Below are 22290 nucleotides of genomic sequence, written 5' to 3'. Positions count from 1 at the left end.
CGACAATCGCGCCGATGGACCACGCCCTGGATGCAGGGCCCCCTCTCCTCCCCTTGTCCGGATGGACCGCCCCCGCATGCCTACTTTCCGCGCCCGCCCCGTCCTGCTGATCGCCCTGTCCGGCTGCTCCGCCGCCGCCCTGGCGCAGGAGTCCGTCACCACGCCGGCCTCGCCCGAGGCCTGCTTCGCACTGGATTCGGATGCCGCCCGGCTGAGCTGCTATGACCGCGCCCTAGGCCGGTCGCCGGCCGATACCCGGGCCGCGGATGCCGCCGCCAGCGCCGCGCAGCAGACGCTCAAGGAGGCCAAGGCCAGCGCCAGGGAGCTGGACCAGCCGCTGCCGCCGCGCAACGAGCTTTTCGCCCACGACGACCTCGCCTCGGCGGTGGCCAACGCCGGCCGCGGCTCGATGCTGGACAGCCGCTGGGAGCTGGCCAAGGATTCCAAGCTGGGCCTGTTCCAGCTGCGCGCCTACAAGCCGGTGTACCTGCTGCCGGCGGTCTGGAGCAGCAAGCCGAACCGGATGCCGCATTCGCCCAACCCGGCCAATACCGTCACCGAGGCCGAGGAACTGGACAACACCGAGCTGAAGTTCCAGCTCAGCTTCAAGACCAAGGTCGCCGAGAACCTGTTCGGCGACAACGGCGACATCTGGGTCGGCTATACCCAGAGTTCGCACTGGCAGGCCTACAACAGCGAAATCTCGCGCCCGTTCCGCGAAACCAACTACGAGCCGGAGGCCATGCTCGTCTTCCGCAACGGCTATTCGCTGTTCGGCTGGAACGGGCGCATGACCGGCATCAGCCTCAACCACCAGTCCAACGGCCGCAGCGACCCGCTCTCGCGCAGTTGGAACCGGGTGATCCTCAATGTCGGCCTGGACCGCGACAACTGGGCGATCATGCTGCGCCCGTGGTACCGCATCCCGGAGAACGGGCGGGACGACAACAACCCGGACATCGAGGACTACACCGGCCGTGGCGACGCCACCGTGGTCTACAACCGCAACGGGCACGAGTTCTCGCTGACCGCGCGCCACTCGCTGCGCGGCGGCGACCGCTCGCACGGTTCGGTGCAGGTGGACTATGGTTTCCCGCTCAACCGGCTGCTGCGCGGGCACGTCCAGGTGTTCGACGGCTATGGCGAAAGCATGATCGACTACAACCACCGCGCCACCTACGTCGGCGTGGGCATCTCGCTGTTGGAATGGTTCTGAACGCAATGAAAGCAACGATCTGGCACAACAACCGCTGCTCCAATTCCCGCGGCGCCCTGGCCCTGCTGCAGGAGGCCGGCGCCGACATCGAGGTCATCGACTATCTGGCCAATCCGCCCGATCCGGCGACCCTGCGCCAGCTGCTGGACGAAATGGGCATCCCCGCGCGCGACCTGCTGCGCAGCAAGGAAGCCGCCTATGCCGAGCTGGGGCTGGCCGACAGGCTGGACGACGAAGCCGCGCTGGTCGAGGCGATGGCGATGCACCCGGCGCTGATCAACCGCCCGATCGTGCGCACGTCCAAGGGCACCGCGCTGTGCCGCCCGCCGGAGACGGTGCGCACGCTGCTGTAAGCGCTACGCGCCGTAGGAGCGGCTTCAGCCGCGAAGGGCTTTGCTGGTAGAGCCCCTTCGCGGCTGAAGCCGCTCCTACGCGGACTGTGTGCGTGGCCGGGCTTGTCGCCGTTCCTTGCGCACAGGCAGAATCCGGCGATCTTCGACAGGAAGTCCGCGCATGGCCCGACCGCACCGCTCCTTCTTCGCCTACGCCTCCGCGCTGCTGGGGCTGCTGAGCCTGATGGCGGTGGCCTGCTTCCACTTCCCCGAACTGCTGACCAGCCGCGAGTTCCGTGCGGTCTACAACGAGCAGTTCGCCCGCCACCTGCTGCTGGTCGGGCTGGCCGCCGCCTTCATTCTCGGCACCCTGGCGATCCTGCGCGACCGCAACAAGCGCATCGCCACCCTCGGCGTGGGCAGCGCGACGCTGGCGGTGCTGCTGGGCGGCACCAACGTCCAGTTCGACGCCATCGGCCAGACGCCCTACTCGCTGGGGCTGGACTGGTTCGTGCTGTCGCTGTTCTTCTCGGCGCTGGTGTTCGTGCCGCTGGAGCGCTACCTGGGCAAGCGCGCGCTGTCGCCGCTGCGGCCGGGCTGGCGCACCGACGTGGCCTATTTCTTCATGAGCCACGTGCTGGTGCAGTTCATCCTGATCCTGGTCACCGCCTCCACCTCGACCATCGCCGGGCTGGCCGCGTTCCCGTCGTTGAAGGCGGCGATCCAGTCGCTGCCGGTCTGGGCGCAGTTCCTGATCGCGGTGTTCGTGGCCGACATGGCGCAGGCGCTGCTGCACCGCGCGTACCACAACGTCCCGTGGCTGTGGCGCTTCCACGCCGTGCACCACTCCAGCCGGCACATGGACTGGCTGGCCGGCTCGCGCATCCATTTCATCGAGATCGTGATGACCCGCAGCGCGGTGCTGCTGCCGCTGCTGGTGCTGGGCTTCTCCACGCCGGCGGTGAACGCCTACGTGATCCTGGTCGGCCTGCAGGCCGTGCTGGCCCACGCCAACCTGGGCATCCGCTTCGGCTGGCTGGAATACCTGGTGGTGCTGCCGCGCTACCACCACTGGCACCACGCCCGGCAGAAGGACTACATCGACGTGAACTACGCCATCCACCTGCCGCTGGTGGACATGCTGATGGGCACGTTCAAGCTGCCGCGCGACCAGGCGCAGTGGCCGCAGGAGTACGGCGTGATGAAGCTGGAGACCGTGCCCAAGGGCATCGTGCGCCAGCACCTCATGCCGTTCCAGGGCGGCCGCAAATTTGACGACTACGTGGATTGACGGGACGGCGGCTGCACGCCGCTTCCGCTCCCCCTGGTCAGACAGCGCCGCGCCTCAGGTCCAGTCGCTGATGCCCTCGCGGCGATAGACCTCGGCCAACGCGGGACGATCCTTCATCCGCCGCGCATGCGCGGCCAGCATCGGCCAGGCGTCGGTCGGGCACGGCATGTTGCGCGACCAGCGCATCAGCATGGTCAGCATGAAATCCACCACCGAGACCTGCGCGCCCAGCATGTACGGTCCCTCGTCCTGCAGGTGGTCGGCCACCTGCTGCCAGGCGGCCTCCAGCTGCACGCGGGCGCGCTCTTTCACCGCGTCGACGGCCGCCTCGCCGGCCGGCTCATGCGGATAGAACCAGGCGCGGTAGGCCGGCATCAGCGTGTAGACGCAGAAGCACATCCAGCGGTAATAGTCGCCGCGCGCCGGAGTGCCGGGGGCCGGCGCGAACCCGGCCTGCGGATGCAGGTCGGCCAGGTGCATGGCGATGGCCGCCGACTCCGTGAGCACCTGGCCATCGATCAGCAGCGTCGGCACGCGCCCGGCTGGATTGATCGCGAGGTAGCCGGGGGATTTCTGTTCGCGCCGCTCGAAATCGAGCTGGTGCAGTTCGTGCGCGATGCCCAGCTCGATCAGCAGCCAGTGCACGACCAGCGACGCGGTGCTTTGCGATCCGTACAGCACGACAGACATGGCGCTCTCCCTGGCAGGCGGTGCGCCATCTTAGCGCCGGAGCGGCGACTTCATCGCACGGCTGAGCCACGCCAGCGCTCAAGCCGGGCCAACGCGCGGCGGCACTCAGTTGCAGCTGGACATGCAGCTGTTCAACCTCTCGCCGCAGACCGCGGCCGCCGAGCGGTTCTGGCAGAACGCCTGCGAGGTCTGGCAGGCCCCGCGCAGTTCGGGGTTGGTGATCTTGTCGCACTGGTTGTCGCGGCTCGCCTCGCCGCAGTCGCCATAGCTGCGCGGATTGGCGCTGCAGAGCTGATGGGCCTTCTGGCAATAGCTCACGCAGGCGGCCGGATCGTCGCGTGGCGCGTCGCGCCAGGCCCCGTCGCTGGAACATCCCGCCAGCAGCAGCGATACACCCACCAGCCCTGCCCACAATGCTGTACGCATATCCGCACTCCATATGGAAACAGCCCGAGCATACGCCCGGGCTGCCCTGCTGCCACACTGGACGCGGCGGCGTCTTATTCCACGACCACCGGAATCTTGCCGATACGCGCCTGCCATTCGCGCGGGCCGGTTTTGTGCACCGACTCGCCGGTGGAGTCCACGGCCACGGTCACCGGCATGTCCTGCACGGTGAACTCGTAGATCGCTTCCATGCCCAGGTCGGCGAAGCCGACGACCTTCGAGGCCTTGATCGCCTTGGACACCAGGTAGGCCGAGCCGCCGACCGCCATCAGGTAGGCCGACTTGTTGTCGCGGATCGCGTCGATCGCCGCCGGGCCGCGCTCGGCCTTGCCGACCATGCCCAGCAGGCCGGTCTGTTCCAGGATCTGGCGGGTGAATTTGTCCATGCGGGTGGCGGTGGTCGGGCCCGCCGGGCCCACCACTTCGTCGCGCACCGGATCGACCGGGCCGACGTAGTAGATGAAGCGGCCCTTCAGGTCCACCGGCAGCGGCTCGCCCTTGTTGAGCATGTCGACCATGCGCTTGTGCGCGGCGTCGCGACCGGTCAGCAGCTTGCCGTTGAGCAGCAGGGTCTGGCCCGGCTTCCAGCTGGCCACTTCTTCCGGGGTGATGGTGTCCAGGTCGACGCGGGTGCCCTTGGAAGCGTCGTAGGTGATCTGCGGCCAGTCTTCCAGCGACGGCGGGTCCAGCATCACCGGGCCGCTGCCGTCCAGGGTGAAGTGCGCGTGGCGGGTGGCGGCGCAGTTGGGGATCATCGCCACCGGCAGGTTGGCGGCGTGGGTCGGGTAATCCTTGACCTTGATGTCGAGCACCGTGGTCAGGCCACCCAGGCCCTGCGCGCCGATGCCCAGCGCGTTGACCTTGTCGTACAGCTCCAGGCGCAGTTCCTCGGCGCGGTTGGAGGCGCCGCGCGCCTTGAGGTCGCTGATGTCGATCGGCTCCATCAGCGCTTCCTTGGCCAGCAGCATCGCCTTCTCGGCGGTGCCGCCGATGCCGATGCCGAGCATGCCCGGCGGGCACCAGCCCGCGCCCATGGTCGGCACGGTCTTGAGCACCCAGTCGACGATGGAGTCGGACGGGTTGAGCATGGCGAACTTGCTCTTGGCCTCCGAACCGCCGCCCTTGGCGGCGACGATCACCTCGACGGTGTCGCCCGGCACGACCTTCACGTTGACCACGCCCGGGGTGTTGTCCTTCGTATTGGTGCGCTTGCCGGCCGGGTCGGCAAGCACCGAGGCGCGCAGCTTGTTGTCCGGGTAGGCGTAGGCGCGGCGGATGCCCTCGTTGGCCATGTCCTCGACCCCCATCGTGGCGTCGTCCCAGCGCACGTTCATGCCGATTTCCAGGAACACGGTGACGATGCCGGTGTCCTGGCAGATCGGGCGGTGGCCCTCGGCGCACATGCGCGAATTGATCAGGATCTGCGCCATCGCCTCCCTGGCCGCCGGCGATTCCTCGCGCTCGTAGGCGGCGGCAAGGTTTTTGATGTAGTCGGCCGGGTGGTAGTACGAGATGTACTGCAGCGCGTCGGCGATGGACTGGATGAGGTCTTCCTGCTTGATCGATGTCACGGCTTGCTCGAGGCTGGCGGGGGTTGAGCCGGGCATTTTACGCCCTGCCATCCATGGCGGGCGCCCTGCGGGCCATCGCTGCGCGATGTTGGAAACCGCTCCCGGCGGTTTCCTGTCCGCCCTGCCATCCATGGCGGGCGCCCTGCGGGCCATGGCGGCGCTGCAACGCACCGTCCGCGGCCGCCTGCCGGCCGGTGAGGCAAAGTAACGGCTCCCGCTGTCACGCCGGCGCGCGCTGCCGCGTCCTTCCCGCATGGACATGACCGACACCTTCCAGCACCACCGCCCGCGCCTGCTGGCGCTGGCCTACCGCCTGCTCGGCAGCCGCGCCGATGCCGAGGACGTGGTCCAGGACGCCTGGCTGCGCTGGGCCGGGGCCGATACCGCCACCATCGCCGATCCGGAGGCCTGGCTGGTCACCGCCACCACCCGGCTCGGCCTGGACCGGCTGCGCGCGGCCACGCGCCAGCGCCTGGACTACGTGGGCCCCTGGCTTCCCGAGCCGCTGCACATCGCCGCCGACCTTCCGCCCGCGCCCGATCCCGCCCAGGTCCACGCCCTGGCCGAAGACGTGTCGCTGGCCTTCCTGGCCCTGCTCGAGCAGCTCGGCCCGGAGGAGCGCGCCGCCTTCCTGCTCAAGGAGGCGTTCGACCACGACTACGCGGTCATCGCCGGCCTGCTCGGCCACAGCGAAGCCAACTGCCGCCAACTGGTGCACCGCGCGCGCAGGCGGCTGCAGGAAGGGCGGCCGCGCTTTGCCGCCGATGCCGGCCAGCACCGGCGGCTGCTGGCCCGCTTCATGGAGGCCTCGCAGCAGGGCGACAACGTCGCCATCCAGGCCCTGCTGCACGCCAACGCGCAGCTGATCTCCGACGGCGGCGGCGTGGTCACCGCGGCGATCCGGCCGCTGCTCGGCGCCGAACGCATCGGCCAGCTGTTCTGGGCCATCGCGCGCCGCGGCGGCACCCATCCGGCGCGGCTGGGCAGCGTCAACGGCGAGCCGGCGATCCTGCGTTTCGAGGGCGACCACCTGCATTCGGTCACCACCATCGTGGTCGATGGCGAGCGCATCGCGCGCATCTACAGCGTGCTCAACCCGCACAAACTGCGCGCCCTTGTCACGGCCGGCGACGCTGGCGCGTCCTTGCAATGAAGGCGGCCACTGCGGCCGTCCACCTGGAGCCCCTCACGATGAGCAGCACTTCCCCCCGCGTTCCCTACACCCGCCTGGCCGCCGACGCGTTCAAGGCCCTGCTGGCGACCAGCCAGGCCGTGCATTCGGCTTCGCTGGAGCACGACCTACTGGAACTGGTGTTCCTGCGCGTATCGCAGATCAACGGCTGCGGCTACTGCATGGACATGCATGCCACCTCGCTGCGCAAGGCCGGGATCGAGCCGCGCAAGCTGGACACCCTGCCGGCCTGGCACGAAAGCCGCTTCTTCGACGAACGCGAGCGCGCCGCGTTGGGCTGGGCCGAGGCTTTGACCCGTCTGCCCGACGGCGCCCCGTCGCAGGCCGCCTTCGACGCGCTGGCGCCGCATTTCGACGCCAAGGGCATCAGCGACCTGAGCATGGCGGTGGCGGTCATCAACGCCTGGAACCGCCTCGGCGCCGGCCTGCTGCCGCCGCTGCCCTGACCGGCCCCGTGCCGCTTCCCGTGGAGGGACGGCGCTTCCGGCGGCGCCCTGCCGATGGCCGCCGCCGGCGGCAGGCCGCACAATACCGCCGCATGGGAACCCTGGTACTGATCCTCGACCTCATCGGCACCTTCGTCTTCGCGCTGTCCGGGGCAACGATGGGGGTGCGCCGGCGGCTGGATGTCTTCGGCGTGCTGGTGCTGTCCTTCGCCGCCGCGCTGGCCGGCGGCATCACCCGCGACCTGCTGATCGGCGCCACCCCGGTGGCGGCGATCAGCGACTGGCGCTATCCGGCCATCACCCTGGCCGCCGGCGTCGTCACCTTCTACTGGGCGCCGCTGATCGAACGGCTGCAGTACCCGGTGCGCATGTTCGACGCGATGGGCCTGGCGCTGTTCGCCGTGGCCGGCACGCAGAAGGCGCTGGCCTTCGGCATCGCCCCGCCGATGGCCGCGGCGCTGGGCATGCTCACCGGCATCGGCGGCGGCATCGCCCGCGACGTGCTGCTGGCGCAGGTGCCGCTGGTGCTGCAGGCCGAGCTGTACGCGGTGGCCGCGCTGGCCGGCGCGGCGGTGGTGGCGCTCGGCTACTGGCTCGGCCTGCCCGCCCTGCCATGCGCGCTGGCCGGCGCCGGGCTGTGCTTCGGGCTGCGCATGATGGCCATGCACTTCGGCTGGCACCTGCCGGTGGCGCTGCAGTCCTCCGATCCGCCGCCGCCGGAAGGTCCGCGCCGCTGAAGTGACGGGGCGCTCACGGCGCCTGCGCCATGGTGGAACGCCCTTCCCGCAGGAGACGGCCATGGCCGCGGAACGTTCCGACACGCTGATCGGCGACGAGGTGGTGCGCATGCTCGGCGCGCAGGGCAGATCCTCGCAGGTGCTGGCGCAGGTCGAGGACGGCCGCGTCACCCTGTCCGGCGACGTCCCTGACGCCGCGACGAAGCGGCAGGTGGAAGCGCAGGTGGCCGCCATCGAGGGGGTGCGCCAGGTACGCAACCACCTCAACGTCGACAGCGGCAGCGACTCCTTCGGCCCGCGCGGCCGCGCCGTGCGCGACAACCCCGACGGCGCCGGCGACGCGCGCATGGGCGACATCGACCTGGACGACAACGGCTGATCCAGCGGGCGCGCGGTAACCTGATCCGGTCCCGCCGCCCGAGTCCCGCATGCCGCACGCGCCGTCCGCTCCCGCCTCCGCCACCGGCAAGCGCCCCAGCCTGCGCGAGCGCATGGACGCCATGCGCAACCTGCCGCCGTTCCTGCGGCAGATCTGGCAGACCAGCCCCGGCCTGACCCTGACCAGCCTGTGCCTGCGCCTGGTGCGCGCGCTGCTGCCGGTGGCGATGCTGTACGTGGGCAAGCTGATCATCGACGAGGCCGTGCGCCTGGCCGGCGCCGGCGCCATGCCGCCGCTGGGCCAGGCCCTGGCCAGCGGCCACCTCGACACGCTGCTGGAGCTGCTGTTGCTGGAACTGGGCATCGCCATCGGCTCGGACCTGCTGGGGCGGCTGGTCAACTACGCCGACACGCTGCTGTCCGAGCTGTTCACCAACGCCACCAGCGTGCGCCTGATGGAGCACGCCGCCGAACTGGACCTGGAGGATTTCGAGGACCCGGAGCTGCAGGACAAGCTCGACCGCGCGCGGCGCCAGACCATGGGCCGCATGAACCTGATGAGCCAGCTGCTCGGCCAGGCGCAAGACGTGGTCACCGTGATCAGCTTCGCCGCCGGCCTGGTCGCCTACGCGCCCTGGCTGATCGCCCTGCTGGCGGTGGCGCTGGTGCCGGCCTTCCTCGGCGAATCGCACTTCAACACGCTGGGCTACTCGCTCAACTTCAGCTGGACGCCGGAACGGCGCCAGCTGGATTACCTGCGCCAGGTCGGCGCCAGCGTGGAAACCGCCAAGGAGGTGAAGATCTTCAACCTCCACCGCTTCCTGATCGACCGCTACCGGCTGCTGGCCGAACGCTTCTACCGCGCCAACCGCACGCTGGCGCGCAAGCGCGCGTTCTGGGGCACGCTGCTGGCGGCGCTGGGCACGCTGGGCTACTACGCCGCGTACGCCTACATCGCCTGGCGCACGATCCGCGGCGATTTCAGCATCGGCGACCTGACCTTCCTGTCCGGCAGCTTCCTGCGCCTGCGCCAGCTGCTGGAAGGCCTGCTGACCGGCTTCTCGCAGATCGCCGGGCAGGCGCTGTACCTGGACGACCTGTTCTCGTTCTTCGCCATCGAACCGGAAATCCGCTCGCGCCCGGACGCGCTGCCTGTGCCGCGGCCGATCCGCGAGGGCTTCGTGTTCGAGAACGTGGGTTTCCGCTATCCCGACGCCGAGCGCTGGGCCGTGCGCCACCTCGATTTCCAGCTGCGCGCCGGCGAGGTGATCGCCCTGGTCGGCGAGAACGGCGCCGGCAAGACCACCCTGGTCAAGCTGCTGGCGCGGCTCTACGACCCGGACGAAGGGCGCATCCTGCTCGACGGACGCGACCTGCGCGACTACGACCTGGACGACCTGCGCGCCAACATGGGCGTGATCTTCCAGGACTTCGTGCGCTACCACCTGTCGGCCGGCGAGAACATCGGCGTCGGCCTGGTGGAGGCGCTGGACGACGAGCCGCGCATCCGCGACGCCGCGCGCCGGGCGCTGGCCGACGAGGTGATCGAGCGCCTGCCGGGCGGCTACGCGCAGCTGATCGGGCGCCGCTTCAAGACCGGCGTGGACCTGTCCGGCGGGCAATGGCAGAAGATCGCCATCGCCCGCGCCTACATGCGCGATGCGCAGGTGATGATCCTCGACGAGCCCACCGCCGCGCTGGACGCGCGCGCCGAGTTCGAGGTGTTCCAGCGCTTCAAGGAACTGTCCGACCGACGCACCGCGGTGCTGATCTCGCACCGCTTCTCCTCCGTGCGCATGGCCGACCGCATCCTGGTGCTGGCCGACGGCCGCATCGAGGCCAGCGGCACCCATGCCGAACTGATGGCCCAGGGCGGCCGTTACGCCGAACTGTTCGAACTCCAGGCCGCCGGCTACCGCTGACCGCCACCATAAAGATGAGATTCAATCTCATTTGATGGATATCGGCTAGAATGCGCGGGTCAATCCCCACACGAAACGCCGCATGTCTTCCGCTTTTGGCACCGAAACGGTGCTCGAAGTCCGCCACTGGACGGACGCTTACTTCAGTTTCTCCACCACCCGCGACAATGGTTTCCGCTTCGAGAACGGCCAGTTCGTGATGATCGGGCTGGAAAACGAGGGCGCCCGCCCGTTGATGCGCGCCTACTCCATCGCCAGCGCCAACTGGGAAGAGCAGCTGCACTTCTTCAGCATCAAGGTGCAGGACGGCCCGCTCACCTCGCGCCTGCAGCACCTGAAGGTCGGCGACACGATCCTGGTCGGCAAGAAGCCCACCGGCACGCTGCTGATCAGCGACCTGCATCCGGGCCGGCACCTGTACCTGCTGGGCACCGGCACCGGCCTGGCGCCGTGGCTGAGCATCGTCAAGGACCCGGAAACCTACGAGCGCTTCGAGAAGGTCATCGTCTGCCACGGCGTGCGCTTCGAGCAGGACCTGGCCTACCGCGACTATTTCGAGAAGGGCCTGTTCGAGGACGAGATCCTCGGCGACATCGTCCGCGACAAGCTGCTGTATTACCCGGCCGTCACCCGCGAACCGTTCCGCAACCACGGCCGCCTGACCACGCTGATGGAAACCGGCGAGATGCCCAAGACCCTCGGCCTGCCGCCGTTCGACCCGGCCAACGACCGTTTCATGATCTGCGGCAGCCCGCAGATGCTGGCCGACCTGCGCGGCGTGCTGGACGCGCGCGGCTTCGAGGTCTCCCCGCGCATCGGCTCGCCGGGGCACTACGTGTTCGAGCGCGCGTTCGTCGAGAAGTGATCAGCCCAGCGCCGCGCGGATATCGTCTTCCAGCGATTCCGGGCGCGCGGTCGGCGCGTAGCGGGCGATCACCCGCCCGTCGCGGCCGACCAGGAACTTGCTGAAATTCCACTTGATCGCGGCGATGCCCAGCGCGCCGCGCTTCTCGCGCTGCAGCCAGCGCCACAGCGGGTGCGCGTCGACGCCGTTGACCTGCAGCTTGGCCGACATCGGGAAACTGACGCCGTAATCCAGCCGGCAGAACGCCTGGATCGTCGCCGCGTCGCCCGGCTCCTGGTGGCCGAACTGGTCGCAGGGGCAGCCGAGCACCACCAGGCCGCGTGTGGCGTATTCGCGCCACAACCGCTCCAGGCCGGCGTACTGCGGGGTGAAGCCGCAGCGCGAGGCGGTATTGACCACCAGCAGCACCTTGCCGGCGTAGGCGGCCAGCGGCAGGGGCGCGCCGTCCAGCGCGGTCAGCTCGAAATCGGTGGCGACGGTCACGGCGGGCTCCAGGCGGGAGCCCCAGCGTACGCCATCGCCGGCGATGGGTTTGCAACAGCTGGCTTTCCGCCGCAACCCTGCCATTCGACACACCCGCCGGCCGCCGCCGCCGGGTTACCCTGCGGGTTCAGTATTTTCCGGAGTTTCCGACTTGAACACCCGCCTTGCTCTCGCCCTCGCCGTGTCCCTGGGCGTTGCCCTGCCGGCCTACAGCCTGACCGCGGACGCCGCGGCCGGCCAGACCGCCCAGCAGGCCAATCCGTTCTTCGCCGAGAGTCCGCTGCCGCTGCATTACCCGCAGTTCGACAGGATCAAGGACGCCGATTTCGCGCCGGCCTTCGACGCCGGCATGGCGCAGCAGCTCAAGGAAGTGGAGGCCATCGCCAACAACCCGGCGGCCCCGACCTTCGACAACACCCTGATCGCGCTGGAGAACAGCGGCGCCATCCTCGACCGCGCCACCACCGTGTTCTTCTCGCTGATCGGCGCGGACACCAACGACACGCGCAAGAAGCTGCAGGCCGAGTACTCGGCCAGATTCGCCGCGCACAGCGACGCCATCAACCTCAACGGCAAGCTGTTTTCGCGCATCGAGACGCTCTACAACAACCGCGCCAAGCTGGGCCTGGACGCCGAAGGCCTGCGCCTGGTCGAGAAGTACCACGACAATTTCGTGCGCGCCGGCGCCAAGCTGTCCGACGCGGACAAGGCCAAGCTCAAGGAAATGAACGCCGAGCTGGCCAGCCTGGGCACCAGGTTCAGCCAGAACGTGCTGGCCGAGGTCAACGCTTCCTACATCGTCGTTGACGACGTGAAGCAGCTCGATGGTCTGTCGGCCGAGCAGATCGCCGCCGCCGCCGAAGCCGCCAAGGCGCGCAAGCTGGACGGCAAGTACGTCATCGCCCTGCTCAACACCACCGGCCAGCCGGCGCTGACCAACCTGACCAACCGCGACCTGCGCCGCAAGATCTACGAGGCCTCGGTGTCGCGCGGCAGCAAGGGCGGCGAGTACGACAACACCGCGCTGGTCTCGCGCATCATGACCCTGCGCGCGCAGAAGGCCGCGCTGATGGGCTTCGCCAACTACGCCGCCTACGGCCTGGGCAACCAGACCGCCAAGACCCCGGAAGCGGTCAACGCCATGCTCGGCCAGCTGGCCCCGGCCGCCGTCGCCAACGCAAAGCGCGAAGCCGCCGACCTGCAGGCGATGATCGACGCCGAGCAGAAGGCCGCCGGCAAGCCCGGCTTCGAACTGCAGCCGTGGGACTGGGCCTTCTACAGCGAGAAGGTGCGCCAGGCCAAGTACAACTTCGACGAATCGCAGCTCAAGCCGTACTTCGAACTGAAGAACGTGCTGGAGAACGGCGTGTTCTTCGCCGCCGGCAAGGAATTCGGCCTGAGCTTCAAGCAGCGCACCGACCTGCCGGTGTACCACGACGACGTCACCGTCTACGACGTGTTCGATGCCGACGGCAGCCAGCTGGCGATCTTCATCTTCGACCCGTACGCACGCGAGTCCAAGCGCGGTGGCGCGTGGATGAACGCCTACGTGTCGCAGTCGGGCCTGACCGGCGACAAGCCGGTGGTGGCCAACCACCTCAACATCCCCAAGCCGCCGGCCGGCAAGCCGACCCTGTTGACCTGGGATGAGGTGACCACCACCTTCCACGAGTTCGGCCACGCCCTGCATGGCATGTTCTCGAACGTGAAGTACCCGTACTTCTCGGGTACCGCCGTGCCGCGCGACTTCGTCGAGTTCCCCTCGCAGGTGAACGAGATGTGGGCCGACGAGCCGACCATCCTGGCCAACTACGCCAGGCACTACCAGAACGGCTCGGCGATGCCGCAGGCGCTGCTGGACAAGGTGATCGCCGCGTCCAAGTTCAACCAGGGCTTCGCCACCACCGAATACCTCGGCGCGGCGATGCTGGACCAGAGCTGGCACCAGATCGGCGTCGACCAGGTCCCGGCCCCGCAGGACGTGGTCAAGTTCGAGCATGAGGCGCTGGTCAAGGACGGCATCTACTACGCGCCGGTGCCGCCGCGTTACCGCACCACCTACTTCAGCCACATCATGGGCGGCTATTCGGCCGGCTACTACGCCTACATCTGGTCCGAAGTGCTCGACGCCAACACCCAGAAGTGGTTCCGCGACCACGGCGGCCTGTCGCGCGCCAATGGCGACCACTTCCGCAAGACCCTGCTGTCGCGCGGCGGCAGCGTCGATGCGATGGAGCTGTTCCGCAACTTCGCCGGCCACGAGCCGCAGATCGAGCCGCTGCTGGAGAAGCGTGGTTTGACCGGCGCCGAAGGCAAATAAGCCTCCGCGTCGCGACGTACATGAAGCCGCCCGGTTCCCCGGGCGGCTTTTTTGTTGCCGCCATCGATCGGTAAACCGGCGTCGTTGCGCCGGCGATGCCGGGACCGCCGCCGACGCGCTCCGCGTGCTGGCGGCGTCAGCGCGGCGCGATGTACCCGCCCGGCACGCCACGCGGCGACAGCACCAACTGCCACAACTGCGCGTGGCGGGTGCGGAAGCTCGCCATCGAGCCGGCCAGGTAGAAGCGCCACATGCGCCGGAAGCGCTCGTCGTAGCGCGGGTCCAGCCGGTCCCAGGCCGCTTCCACGTTGGCCCGCCACGCCTGCAGGGTGCGGTCGTAGTCGGTGCCGAAGTTGTGCCAGTCCTCCAGCACGAACAGGCCTTCCATCGCCGCGGTGATCTGCGCGGCCGACGGCAGCATCGAGTTGGGGAAGATGTAGCGGGCGATCCACGGATCGGTGCGGTCGCGGCTGACGTTGCCGCCGATGCTGTGCAGCAGGAACAATCCGTCCTCGCGCAGGCAGCGCCGCGCCACCTCGAAATAGCCGCGGTAGTTCTTGACGCCGACGTGCTCGAACATGCCCACCGACAGGATCGCGTCGAACGGCTCGTCCAGTTCGTGGTAGTCCTGCAGGCGGATCTCCACCGGCAGGCCCGCGCACAACACGCGCGCGAATTCGGCCTGTTCCTGCGAGATGGTGATGCCCACGCCTTCCACGCCATGGCGCTCGGCGGCGTATTTCAGCGCTTCGCCCCAGCCGCAGCCGATGTCCAGCACGCGCATGCCCGGGCGCAGGCCGAGCTTGCGGCAGATCAGGTCGAGCTTGGCTTCCTGCGCGTCGTCCAGGGTGTCGGCCTGGCGCCAGTAACCGCAGCTGTAGACCAGCCGCCTGCCGAGCATGGCCCGGTACAGATCGTTGCCGAGGTCGTAGTGGCGCTTGCCGACTTCATAGCTGCCCTGCCCGGCCTGCAGGTTGAACAGCCGGGCCTTGAGCGCGTCCCAGACCTCGCCGCCGCCGTGCACGCGCTCGTCCAGCCGCGCCGCCAGCAGGTGGGTGAGAAAGGCGTCGAGCGAGCGCGCCTGCCACCAGCCGTCCATGTAGCTCTCGCCCAGCCCGAGGGAGCCTTCGGCCAGCACCCGCGCGTGGAAGCGCGGGTCGAGGATGTCGATGTCCTGCGGCCGCCCGCCGCCGGGGGTGACGTCCGCCTCGTGCAGCAGTGCCTCGACGCGTCGTTGCAGCCCTGCCTCCATCGCTGGCCTCCAAGGTTCAGGGGTGTGCGAACAGCTCCCGGTAGTCCGCCGCCACGTGCGGCAGCAGCACGGCCGCCGGCACGTCCACGGTCTGCGTGCCGTCCGAGTACGGGCCGACCTGGTACGGCGGGAATACGAAGCGCAGCGCGGCGATGCGGCCGGCAGCGTCCATCACCGGCTGGAACTGCGCGAAGTTGGCCGCTTCCGGCGCGGTGCCCTCGTCGATCATCTTCGACAGGTTGCGCACCTGCGCCTGCTGTTCCTCGGGCGTCATGTCCTCGCCCTGCGCGCGCACCATCGCCTGTTCCAGGAGCGTGTCGCTGGTGTAGTCGCTGACCGCCTGCCAGCCGCGGGGCGAATCGATCAGCGCCTGCGCGGTGAGCAGCTGCTCCTTCTCCGGCAACCAGACGAAACGCGCCACCAGCGGCTGGCCATGGGCGCCGCCGGTGTAGCTGCTGCCCTCGGCCGACACCGCGACCACCCTGGGCGTGTCCACGTCCATGTCGAAGGCCAGCGACAGTTCGTACGGCGCGGTCGGCGTGTCGTTGCCGAGTGCGTCCACCGCCTTGAGCAGTTCGGCCTTGGCATGGCCGGCATAGTCGGACAGGGCCCTGGCCAGGCCGGGGTACTTGTTGGCGGCAGGCGGATAGCTGATGCCCAGCACGTAGCGGGCATTGGTCTCGATCACGTCCTGCAGTTCCACCGCCGCGGGCGCGCCATCGACCGGCGTCTCCGCGGCCGGAGCCTCGTCCGGGGCCGCCGCCGGCGCCTGCGCATCGTCCTTCCTGCATCCTGCCATCGCCAGCGCGATCAATGCCGCCGCGCAGGCTCCCTGTCCCAACCTGTTCATGTCCTTTCCTTTTCGATGGATCGCGCGGTTCCGCCCGGAACCGCCTCCGGCGCGGATTATCCCAGCAGGTCCGCGTATTCTCCATGGCGCTGCATGAAGGCCGCCGCGTAGCTGCACTCGGGCACTACCTTGATGCCGGCCTGGCGTGCGTGCGCCAGCGCCGCGCGGGTCAGCTGCGCGGCGATGCCGCGCCCGCCGATGGCCTCGGGCACGCCAGTGTGGGTGATGACCATCGCGCCGTCGCGCGGCAGGTAGTCGAGCACGGCCTGGTGGCCATCGACGGCGAGCGAGAAACGATGCGCGGCCGGGTCGTGCGCGACGGCCGGAAGCGCGGGATCGGTGCGGGTCATGCGGCGGTTCCCCTGGCTGGATGCGCCCATTGTGCCGCGGTCGCGTGCGGGCGTGACGTGAAAGGCGCAGGACCGCCGCCGCCGGACGTCACTTTGCGACACGCTTCGCCGGCGCTACGCCGTCGGTCGCCATCGTCCAAGGGCCGCCGAGGCTGGCATGCGCCTTGCTCCAGGGCCGGACGCTTCTTCTCCTGCGCCCCATGCCCGCTCCCTTCGACGCCCTGCGCCCGCGCCCCGCCGACGACTACGACGCGATCCTGCTGGAAGGCCTGTTCCAGCTCGCCATCGCCGGCGACACCGCCAGCTGGGAATTCGAGAAGATCGAAGAGGAAGTGCATGCGCGGCTGCTGCAGGCCTATCCGGCCTGACAGCAGCGGTCCGCATCCGGTCAGCGGCCGAAGCGCGGGTTCATCAGCTGCTCCAGGAACACCTGCATCACCTGCGGCTCCATGAACAGCATGAACATCACGCCGAACGCCGCGCCGGCCAGGTGCGCGCTGTGGTTGACGTTGTCGCCGCCGCGCTTGTCCATCCAGATGCTGTAGCCCACGTAGAACACGCCGTAGAGGATGGCCGGGGCCGGGATGAAGAACACGAAGATCAGCGACCACGGCGAGATCAGGATGAAGGCGAACAGCACCGCCGACACCGCCCCCGACGCGCCCAGGCTCAGGTAGTTGGGGTTCTTCTGGTTCTTCAGGTAGCTGGGCAGGATCGAGACCACCAGCGCCGCCAGGTAGAACAGCGGGTAGGTCCACCAGTTGCCGGTGACGCGCAGCATGATCTGCTCGATCAGCCGCCCGAAGAAGAACAGCGTGACCATGTTGAACAGCAGGTGCGGGAAGTCGGCATGGATGAAGCCGTAGGTCACCAGCCGGTCGTACTGGCGATGGCGGTCCACCGCCGGCGGCCACAGGACCAGCCGGTCGGCCAGCCTGCGGTTGCTGAAGGCCAGCCACGAAACCAGGCCGGTGATGGCGATCAACAGCAGGGTTATCGGTCCTTGCATGCTCAGGCTGCCCGGTAGTTGTCGACCATCCTGTAACGCCGCGCGTACAGGCCGAACGCCAGCGCCGCCACGAAGGCGAAACCGGCGAAGAAGAACATCAGGAACGCCGCCTCGCTCAGCCCGGTGCCGGCGATGCGTTCGGTCACCGCCTGGTTGCGCACCGCCGCGTTGGACAGCAGCACCCACAGGTTGCCGATGGTGGTGGTCAGGTTCCAGAAGCTCATCACCACGCCCTTCATCGAGGCCGGCGCCTGGCTGTAGGCGAACTCCAGGCCGGTGGCCGACACCAGCACCTCGCCGAAGGTCAGCAGCGCGTACGGCAGGATCTGCCAGAAGATCGACATGGCGTTGCCGCCGTCCATCACCACCTGCAGGCCGCCCACCACCACCCACGCCACGCCGCTGAAGGCGATGCCGGCGGTCATGCGCCGCAGCGCGGTCGGCTCGAAACCGAAGCGGCGCAGCGCCGGGTACAGCACCAGGTTGTTGAAGGGGATCAGGATCATCACCAGCAGCGGGTTGACCGCCTGCATCTGCGAGGCGGTGAACCACGCCGGCATCGCCATCTGCTGGCCCTGCAGCACCCAGGTCGAGGCCTTCTGGTCGAACAGCGAGAAGAACGGCGTGGTCAGGGCGAAGATCACCAGCACCTTGAGTACCGAGCGCACGCCCTCCACCGCCACGTCCGGGTGCACGCCGCGGGCGCGCTCGAGCTGCAGCATGGTGCCGCCGCCGATGCCGGCCAGCAGCGCCACCAGCGCCAGGCACAGGTAGATCACCACGCCCAGCCCGCCTTCGCGCAGGCCGGCCAGGGTCATCGCCGCCAGCACCAGCGCCCACAGCGCCAGCGCGATGCCGGCCAGCGCCACCAGCAGGCCGGCGTTGCCCTGCCCCGGCGCGCGCGCCAGCAGCGCGGTGCGCACCACGTTGGCGAACGAATGCGGATCCTTCGGCGGCAGCGGCACCAGCACGTAGCGCCTGCGCCCCAGCCAGAACACGAAGGTGGCCACGAACATCAGGATGCCCGGGATGCCGAAGGCCCACTGCGGGCCCAGGTTCTTCAGCGCCAGCGGGATCAGCAGCGAGGCGAACAGCGAGCCGAAGTTGATGATCCAGTAGAAGGCGTCGAACACGATCTTGGCCAGGTGCTTGTTCGACTGGTCGAACTGGTCGCCCATGAACGAGGCCACCAGCGGCTTGATGCCGCCGGCGCCCAGCGCGATCAGGCCCAGGCCGAGGAAGAAGCCCTGCCGGCTGTCCTCGAACAGCGCCAGGCACAGGTGGCCCAGGCAGTAGACCAGGCTGAACCAGAGGATGGTGTGGTACTTGCCGAAGAAGCGGTCGGCCAGCCAGCCGCCGAGCAGCGGGAAGAAGTACACGCCGATCATGAAGCTGTGCATGATGTCCTTGGCCTCGCCGGCGCGGCCGTCGGCGGTGACCTCCTGCAGCAGCAGCGAGGTGATCAGGAACTGCACCAGGATGTTGCGCATCCCGTAGAAACTGAAGCGCTCGCAGGCTTCGTTGCCGATGATGTAGGGAATCTGGCGGGGCATCCCGGCCTTGCGGGCGGGCACTGCTGCCACGTCGTTGCTCGTCATCTGTAAGGCGATCCTGCAGGTGCAAAGGTGGCAAGCGTAACGCAAGCGGCCGCCTCCGCGCCCGCCGGAGCCGCCTGCACGGGTCCTCGACAGGGCCGCACGCTAGCATGGCCGCCAGTCCGTACGGGTCGCATAGATGAAGCACTGGGGCTGTCTGGCGCTGCTCGCCCTGTCGTTCGCCGCGGTCGCCGTGCCCGCCACGCCGGTGCTGCGCATCGCCAGCCTGCACCTGCCGCAGGACGGCGCGCAATGGAAGCAGCAGCGGGAACGGATCCTGGCGCTGCTGGCGGACCTGCGTCCGGACGTGATCGTGGTGCAGGACGTCCAGCGCTCGCCCGACACGCCCGATACCGCGTGCTGGCTGGCCAGCCGGCTCAGGTACAGCTGCGAGTTCATCACCGCCGATCCGCCCAGCCACCCGCGGCGCCGCGGCAGCGCCGTGCTGGCCGGGCTGGACGTGCTGGAGGACGGCGTCACCCTGCTGCACGGCCAGGGCGAGCTGACCGCCGCCGGCATGCAGCGCGCGCGGCTGGACCGCCAGGCGGTCAACATCTACATCGCGCGGATCGTCGCCGACGGCGGCGACGGCGTGCGCGCGCAGCAGGCCGCCGACCTGCTCGCCTGGATCGGCGCCACCGACGACGACCAGCCCTCGCTTGTGGTGGGCGAATTCGCCGCGCCCACCGGCGAACTGGTCAGGCAGCTGCCCGGCTTCCAGCCGGCGCGGCGGAATCCCTCGCCGCGGCGTTCCCCGGGCAATGGCGCCGGCGACCTCCGCCCGCACGGGCTGGACGTGCTCTACCAGGTGCGCAGCTTCGCCGACGTCGCCCAGCAGACGGTGGAACTGGCGCCAGCGGCAGCCGATACGGCGCCGCTGGTGCTGGGCGTGATGACCACGCTGCGGCTGATCGGCGGCGCCGCGGCGGATGCGCCGCCGCCGGAAACGGCGAGGCCAGACGTTTCCGTCCGGCCCCGTCCATGACCACCTGCCGGCGGGCCGGGCCTCAGGCCCCGCCCACGCGGCCGGCCGTCGCCCTTCAGGCCACGGCTTCCTCGTAACGGCGCTCGACTTCCTTCCAGTTGATCAGGCTGTAGAAGGTCTCGATGAACTCGGCGCGGCGGTTCTGGAACTTCAGGTAGTAGGCGTGTTCCCACACGTCGATGGTCAGCACCGGGGTGCGGCCGTCCATCAGCGGGCTTTCCTGGTTGCCGGTCTTCTCGACCACCAGCTTCTTGTCGGCGGTCACGCTCAGCCACGCCCAGCCGGAACCGAACTGGGTCAGCGCGGCCTTGGTGAAGGCTTCCTTGAACTTGTCGAAGCCGCCGAGCTGCTCGTCGATGGCCTTGCCCAGCGCGCCACCCGGGGTGCCGCCGGCGCTCGGGCCGATCACGTCCCAGAACAGCGAGTGGTTGCCGTGGCCGCCGCCCTGGTTGCGCACGCCCTGCTGCAGGTTCTCCGGCAGGGTCTTGACCTTGCGCAGCAGCTCGTCGATCGGCAGGTCGGCGTATTCGGTGCCCTCGACCAGGGCATTGAGGTTGTTGACGTAGGTCTGGTGGTGCTTGGAGTAGTGGATCTCCACCGTGGCCGCGTCCATGTACGGTTCCAGCGCGTCGTAGGCGTAAGGCAGCTTGGGCAGGGTGTAGGCCATGAGGAATCTCCTTGGGTTTTATGCCTGGGTTCGTTGTCCGGCGACCGCCGGACGGTGCACCGGCAATGGTAGGCAGGAAGCGGCAACTTACCAAGGCCGATGTAAAGGAAACTTCGTCCTGCCGTGAGTACAAACGGCACAGGCGCCACGCGCGGTCCGCCTGCTGCGCATGCAGGGCAATGGCCTTGGGCGTGCCCGGCGCGCCGGCCGATGGCCCGCGTTCAAGAAAAACCGCCCGCAGACGCGATAATCGGCCCTTCCACGCCAACCAGGCCGCCGCTCCATGCGCAAACCGTTGCTCCTGCTCACCGCCGTGATCGTGCTGGTGGCCGGCCTGTGGGCCATGCGTACGCTGCAGCAGCCGCCGCCACCGCAGTTCGCGCCGTCGCTGGGCGAACCCATGGCGCCGGCGGTCAGCGAGGAACCGCGCCAGTCCGGCGCGACCGACCCGCTTCCGGCCTTCCTTCCGCCGGAAGCGCACGACACCATCGCGCTGGTCCTGCGCGGCGGCCCGTTCCCGCACCGCCAGGACGGCAGCGTGTTCGGCAACCGCGAACGGCGCCTGCCGCAGCGCCCGCGCGGCTACTACCACGAGTACACGGTGCGCACGCCGGGCGTGGGCCACCGCGGCGCGCGGCGCATCGTCACCGGCGGCGAGCCGCCCGAGGTCTGGTACTACACCGACGATCACTACGAGACCTTCCGCGGTTTCGAGGTCCCGGCCAACGGAGGCGCGCGATGAGCGACAGCGGATTCGACATGGGACTGGAGGATGTCGGCCAGGCCGGCGTCTACGGCGTGGGCCACGGCGATCTGGGCGGGCTGGCCGCCGCCGCGCGCGATGCGGGGCTGAAGGTGCTGCGCGTGGACCTGGAATCCTGCACCGACAAGCGCACCCTGCTGCTGCGCATCGGCACCCAGCTGGACTTCCCCGCGGGCTGGGGCCGCAACTGGGACGCGCTGTCCGACGCGCTGCGTGACCTGTCCTGGCTGCCCGCCAACGGCTACGCGCTGCTGTTCGGCGATGCCGGCGACCTGCGGCAGGCCAGCCCCGAGGATTTCGATACGCTGCTGGACGTGCTCTCCGAAGCCGCGGCCAGCTGGGCCGGGGACAACGTGCCGTTCTGGGCGTTCTTCGAACTGCCCGGCGGCGGCGAGGACGCGGAGCCGGAACCGGACGAGGCCTGAGCCGGCAGCTCAGCCCGGCAGCTGGGACGGGCCCTTGAGCTCGATCACGTTGCCGTCCGGATCGGCGAAATACAGCGACAGTCCGTCGCCTTCGGCGCCGAAGTTGAGCTCCGCCGCGCCCGGCGCGGCGATTCCATGGCGATGCAGGTGGGCGACGATGGCCACCTCGTCGAACGGCTCGATGCGCAGGCACAGGTGATCGACATTGCGCGCGCCCTCGCCCGGCGCATCGCCACCGCGGGCGCCCAGGGCGCCATCCACGCTGACCAGGTCGATCATCGACGCACCGGCGCGCAGATGGACCAGGCCCAGGTGTTCGCGCCGCCTGACCACCTCGCAGCCGAGCACGGACCGGTAGAAGGCGATGCTGCGCGACAGGTCGCGCACGCGGAAAACGACGTGGTCGATGCGCTGCACCGAGAAAGGCAGTTCCATCGCATGCTCCATGAAGAAACCGGGGTGGCCCCTGGCCGGCTATTCCGCGCTCCGATTGTCACATGGCAA

The 22290-nt window shown here is 69.1% G+C and carries 25 protein-coding genes; 14 read left to right on the top strand and 11 right to left on the bottom strand.

The features are described 5' to 3' along the window. The first annotated feature begins 76 nt into the window (after positions 1–76). The 3 genes from ABTV91_RS10850 to ABTV91_RS10840 all read left to right on the top strand — a co-directional run bounded on the left by ABTV91_RS10850 (position 77) and on the right by ABTV91_RS10840 (position 2839). Complete coding sequence (locus ABTV91_RS10850; protein ID WP_433851449.1) at positions 77–1216, top strand: phospholipase A; 1140 nt, start codon at positions 77–79, stop codon at positions 1214–1216. Between the two features lie 5 nt (positions 1217–1221). Further along, a complete protein-coding gene (gene arsC, locus ABTV91_RS10845; RefSeq protein ID WP_433851448.1) occupies positions 1222–1569 on the top strand; it encodes an arsenate reductase (glutaredoxin) in 348 nt (115 codons plus the stop codon). Between the two features lie 160 nt (positions 1570–1729). Further along, on the top strand, positions 1730–2839 hold the full coding sequence (locus tag ABTV91_RS10840) for a sterol desaturase family protein (protein WP_433851447.1): 1110 nt from the start codon (positions 1730–1732) through the stop codon (positions 2837–2839). 54 nt (positions 2840–2893) lie between these two features. Here ABTV91_RS10840 and ABTV91_RS10835 read toward each other — a convergent pair whose 3' ends face one another. From ABTV91_RS10835 to ABTV91_RS10825, 3 genes are all read right to left on the bottom strand, one after another. Further along, the gene (locus ABTV91_RS10835) at positions 2894–3529 is read right to left on the bottom strand and encodes a glutathione S-transferase family protein (RefSeq protein ID WP_433851446.1); all 636 of its coding nucleotides are present in this window, start codon (positions 3527–3529) and stop codon (positions 2894–2896) included. A gap of 105 nt (positions 3530–3634) precedes the next feature. Further along, on the bottom strand, positions 3635–3955 hold the full coding sequence (locus ABTV91_RS10830) for a hypothetical protein (protein WP_433851445.1): 321 nt from the start codon (positions 3953–3955) through the stop codon (positions 3635–3637). A 74-nt stretch (positions 3956–4029) separates the two neighbouring features. Continuing rightward, positions 4030–5547 (bottom strand): fumarate hydratase, encoded by a 1518-nt coding sequence (locus tag ABTV91_RS10825; RefSeq protein WP_433851444.1) that lies wholly within the window; start codon positions 5545–5547, stop codon positions 4030–4032. A gap of 253 nt (positions 5548–5800) precedes the next feature. Between ABTV91_RS10825 and ABTV91_RS10820 the strand changes: the two genes are divergently transcribed. From ABTV91_RS10820 to ABTV91_RS10795, 6 genes are all read left to right on the top strand, one after another. After that, complete coding sequence (locus ABTV91_RS10820) at positions 5801–6700, top strand: RNA polymerase sigma-70 factor (RefSeq protein WP_433851443.1); 900 nt, start codon at positions 5801–5803, stop codon at positions 6698–6700. Between the two features lie 38 nt (positions 6701–6738). Then, entirely contained in the window at positions 6739–7185 is a 447-nt protein-coding gene (locus ABTV91_RS10815; RefSeq protein WP_240212727.1) for a carboxymuconolactone decarboxylase family protein, read from the top strand. Between the two features lie 92 nt (positions 7186–7277). Then, complete coding sequence (locus tag ABTV91_RS10810) at positions 7278–7922, top strand: trimeric intracellular cation channel family protein (protein ID WP_433851442.1); 645 nt, start codon at positions 7278–7280, stop codon at positions 7920–7922. 61 nt (positions 7923–7983) lie between these two features. After that, positions 7984–8301 (top strand): BON domain-containing protein, encoded by a 318-nt coding sequence (locus tag ABTV91_RS10805; RefSeq protein ID WP_433851441.1) that lies wholly within the window; start codon positions 7984–7986, stop codon positions 8299–8301. Positions 8302–8350: 49 nt separating this feature from the next. Continuing rightward, positions 8351–10222, top strand: coding sequence for an ABC transporter ATP-binding protein (locus tag ABTV91_RS10800; protein WP_433851440.1), 1872 nt, complete (start codon positions 8351–8353; stop codon positions 10220–10222). Between the two features lie 82 nt (positions 10223–10304). Then, positions 10305–11087: a ferredoxin--NADP reductase gene (locus ABTV91_RS10795; RefSeq protein WP_433851439.1), complete on the top strand. Its 783-nt coding sequence runs from the start codon at positions 10305–10307 to the stop codon at positions 11085–11087. Here ABTV91_RS10795 and ABTV91_RS10790 read toward each other — a convergent pair whose 3' ends face one another. Then, on the bottom strand, positions 11088–11570 hold the full coding sequence (locus ABTV91_RS10790; protein ID WP_433851438.1) for a glutathione peroxidase: 483 nt from the start codon (positions 11568–11570) through the stop codon (positions 11088–11090). 151 nt (positions 11571–11721) lie between these two features. Here ABTV91_RS10790 and ABTV91_RS10785 point away from each other — a divergent pair, with 151 nt between their 5' ends. Next, entirely contained in the window at positions 11722–13890 is a 2169-nt protein-coding gene (locus ABTV91_RS10785) for a M3 family metallopeptidase (protein WP_433851437.1), read from the top strand. Between the two features lie 136 nt (positions 13891–14026). On the opposite strand, the gene cfa is transcribed toward ABTV91_RS10785, so the two are convergent. Genes cfa through ABTV91_RS10770 form a run of 3 tightly spaced genes read right to left on the bottom strand, consistent with a single transcriptional unit; the run spans position 14027 to position 16342 of the window. Further along, complete coding sequence (gene cfa, locus ABTV91_RS10780; RefSeq protein ID WP_433851436.1) at positions 14027–15142, bottom strand: cyclopropane fatty acyl phospholipid synthase; 1116 nt, start codon at positions 15140–15142, stop codon at positions 14027–14029. Between the two features lie 16 nt (positions 15143–15158). Continuing rightward, the gene (locus tag ABTV91_RS10775) at positions 15159–15992 is read right to left on the bottom strand and encodes a PdaC/SigV domain-containing protein (protein ID WP_433851435.1); all 834 of its coding nucleotides are present in this window, start codon (positions 15990–15992) and stop codon (positions 15159–15161) included. Positions 15993–16048: 56 nt separating this feature from the next. Beyond that, positions 16049–16342, bottom strand: coding sequence for a GNAT family N-acetyltransferase (locus ABTV91_RS10770; protein WP_433851434.1), 294 nt, complete (start codon positions 16340–16342; stop codon positions 16049–16051). Positions 16343–16542: 200 nt separating this feature from the next. Between ABTV91_RS10770 and ABTV91_RS10765 the strand changes: the two genes are divergently transcribed. Next, complete coding sequence (locus ABTV91_RS10765; protein ID WP_433851433.1) at positions 16543–16710, top strand: hypothetical protein; 168 nt, start codon at positions 16543–16545, stop codon at positions 16708–16710. Between the two features lie 20 nt (positions 16711–16730). On the opposite strand, the gene ABTV91_RS10760 is transcribed toward ABTV91_RS10765, so the two are convergent. Both ABTV91_RS10760 and ABTV91_RS10755 read right to left on the bottom strand, forming a co-directional pair. After that, positions 16731–17351, bottom strand: a complete 621-nt coding sequence (locus ABTV91_RS10760) for a rhomboid family intramembrane serine protease (protein WP_433851432.1) — start codon at positions 17349–17351, stop codon at positions 16731–16733. A 2-nt stretch (positions 17352–17353) separates the two neighbouring features. Further along, positions 17354–18949, bottom strand: a complete 1596-nt coding sequence (locus ABTV91_RS10755; protein ID WP_433851431.1) for an oligopeptide:H+ symporter — start codon at positions 18947–18949, stop codon at positions 17354–17356. Positions 18950–19085: 136 nt separating this feature from the next. Between ABTV91_RS10755 and ABTV91_RS10750 the strand changes: the two genes are divergently transcribed. After that, the gene (locus tag ABTV91_RS10750; RefSeq protein ID WP_433851430.1) at positions 19086–19931 is read left to right on the top strand and encodes an endonuclease/exonuclease/phosphatase family protein; all 846 of its coding nucleotides are present in this window, start codon (positions 19086–19088) and stop codon (positions 19929–19931) included. Between the two features lie 55 nt (positions 19932–19986). Here ABTV91_RS10750 and ABTV91_RS10745 read toward each other — a convergent pair whose 3' ends face one another. After that, entirely contained in the window at positions 19987–20598 is a 612-nt protein-coding gene (locus ABTV91_RS10745; protein WP_433851429.1) for a superoxide dismutase, read from the bottom strand. A gap of 283 nt (positions 20599–20881) precedes the next feature. Here ABTV91_RS10745 and ABTV91_RS10740 point away from each other — a divergent pair, with 283 nt between their 5' ends. Both ABTV91_RS10740 and ABTV91_RS10735 read left to right on the top strand, forming a co-directional pair. After that, positions 20882–21340 (top strand): ribonuclease domain-containing protein, encoded by a 459-nt coding sequence (locus ABTV91_RS10740; RefSeq protein ID WP_433851428.1) that lies wholly within the window; start codon positions 20882–20884, stop codon positions 21338–21340. Beyond that, on the top strand, positions 21337–21786 hold the full coding sequence (locus ABTV91_RS10735; protein ID WP_433851427.1) for a barstar family protein: 450 nt from the start codon (positions 21337–21339) through the stop codon (positions 21784–21786). Before ABTV91_RS10740 ends, ABTV91_RS10735 begins: the two co-directional genes overlap by 4 nt. A gap of 9 nt (positions 21787–21795) precedes the next feature. On the opposite strand, the gene ABTV91_RS10730 is transcribed toward ABTV91_RS10735, so the two are convergent. After that, positions 21796–22221 carry a VOC family protein gene (locus tag ABTV91_RS10730; protein ID WP_433851426.1) on the bottom strand — a complete coding sequence of 142 codons (426 nt, stop codon included), beginning with the start codon at positions 22219–22221 and terminating at the stop codon, positions 21796–21798. Positions 22222–22290: the final 69 nt, after the last annotated feature.

The organism is Stenotrophomonas nitritireducens, assembly GCF_050984405.1.
In the GTDB taxonomy this organism is placed as follows: domain Bacteria; phylum Pseudomonadota; class Gammaproteobacteria; order Xanthomonadales; family Xanthomonadaceae; genus Stenotrophomonas; species Stenotrophomonas nitritireducens_B.
The sequence above is the reverse complement of the archived record's forward strand: the minus strand, read 5'-3'. Positions and strand labels throughout refer to the sequence as shown.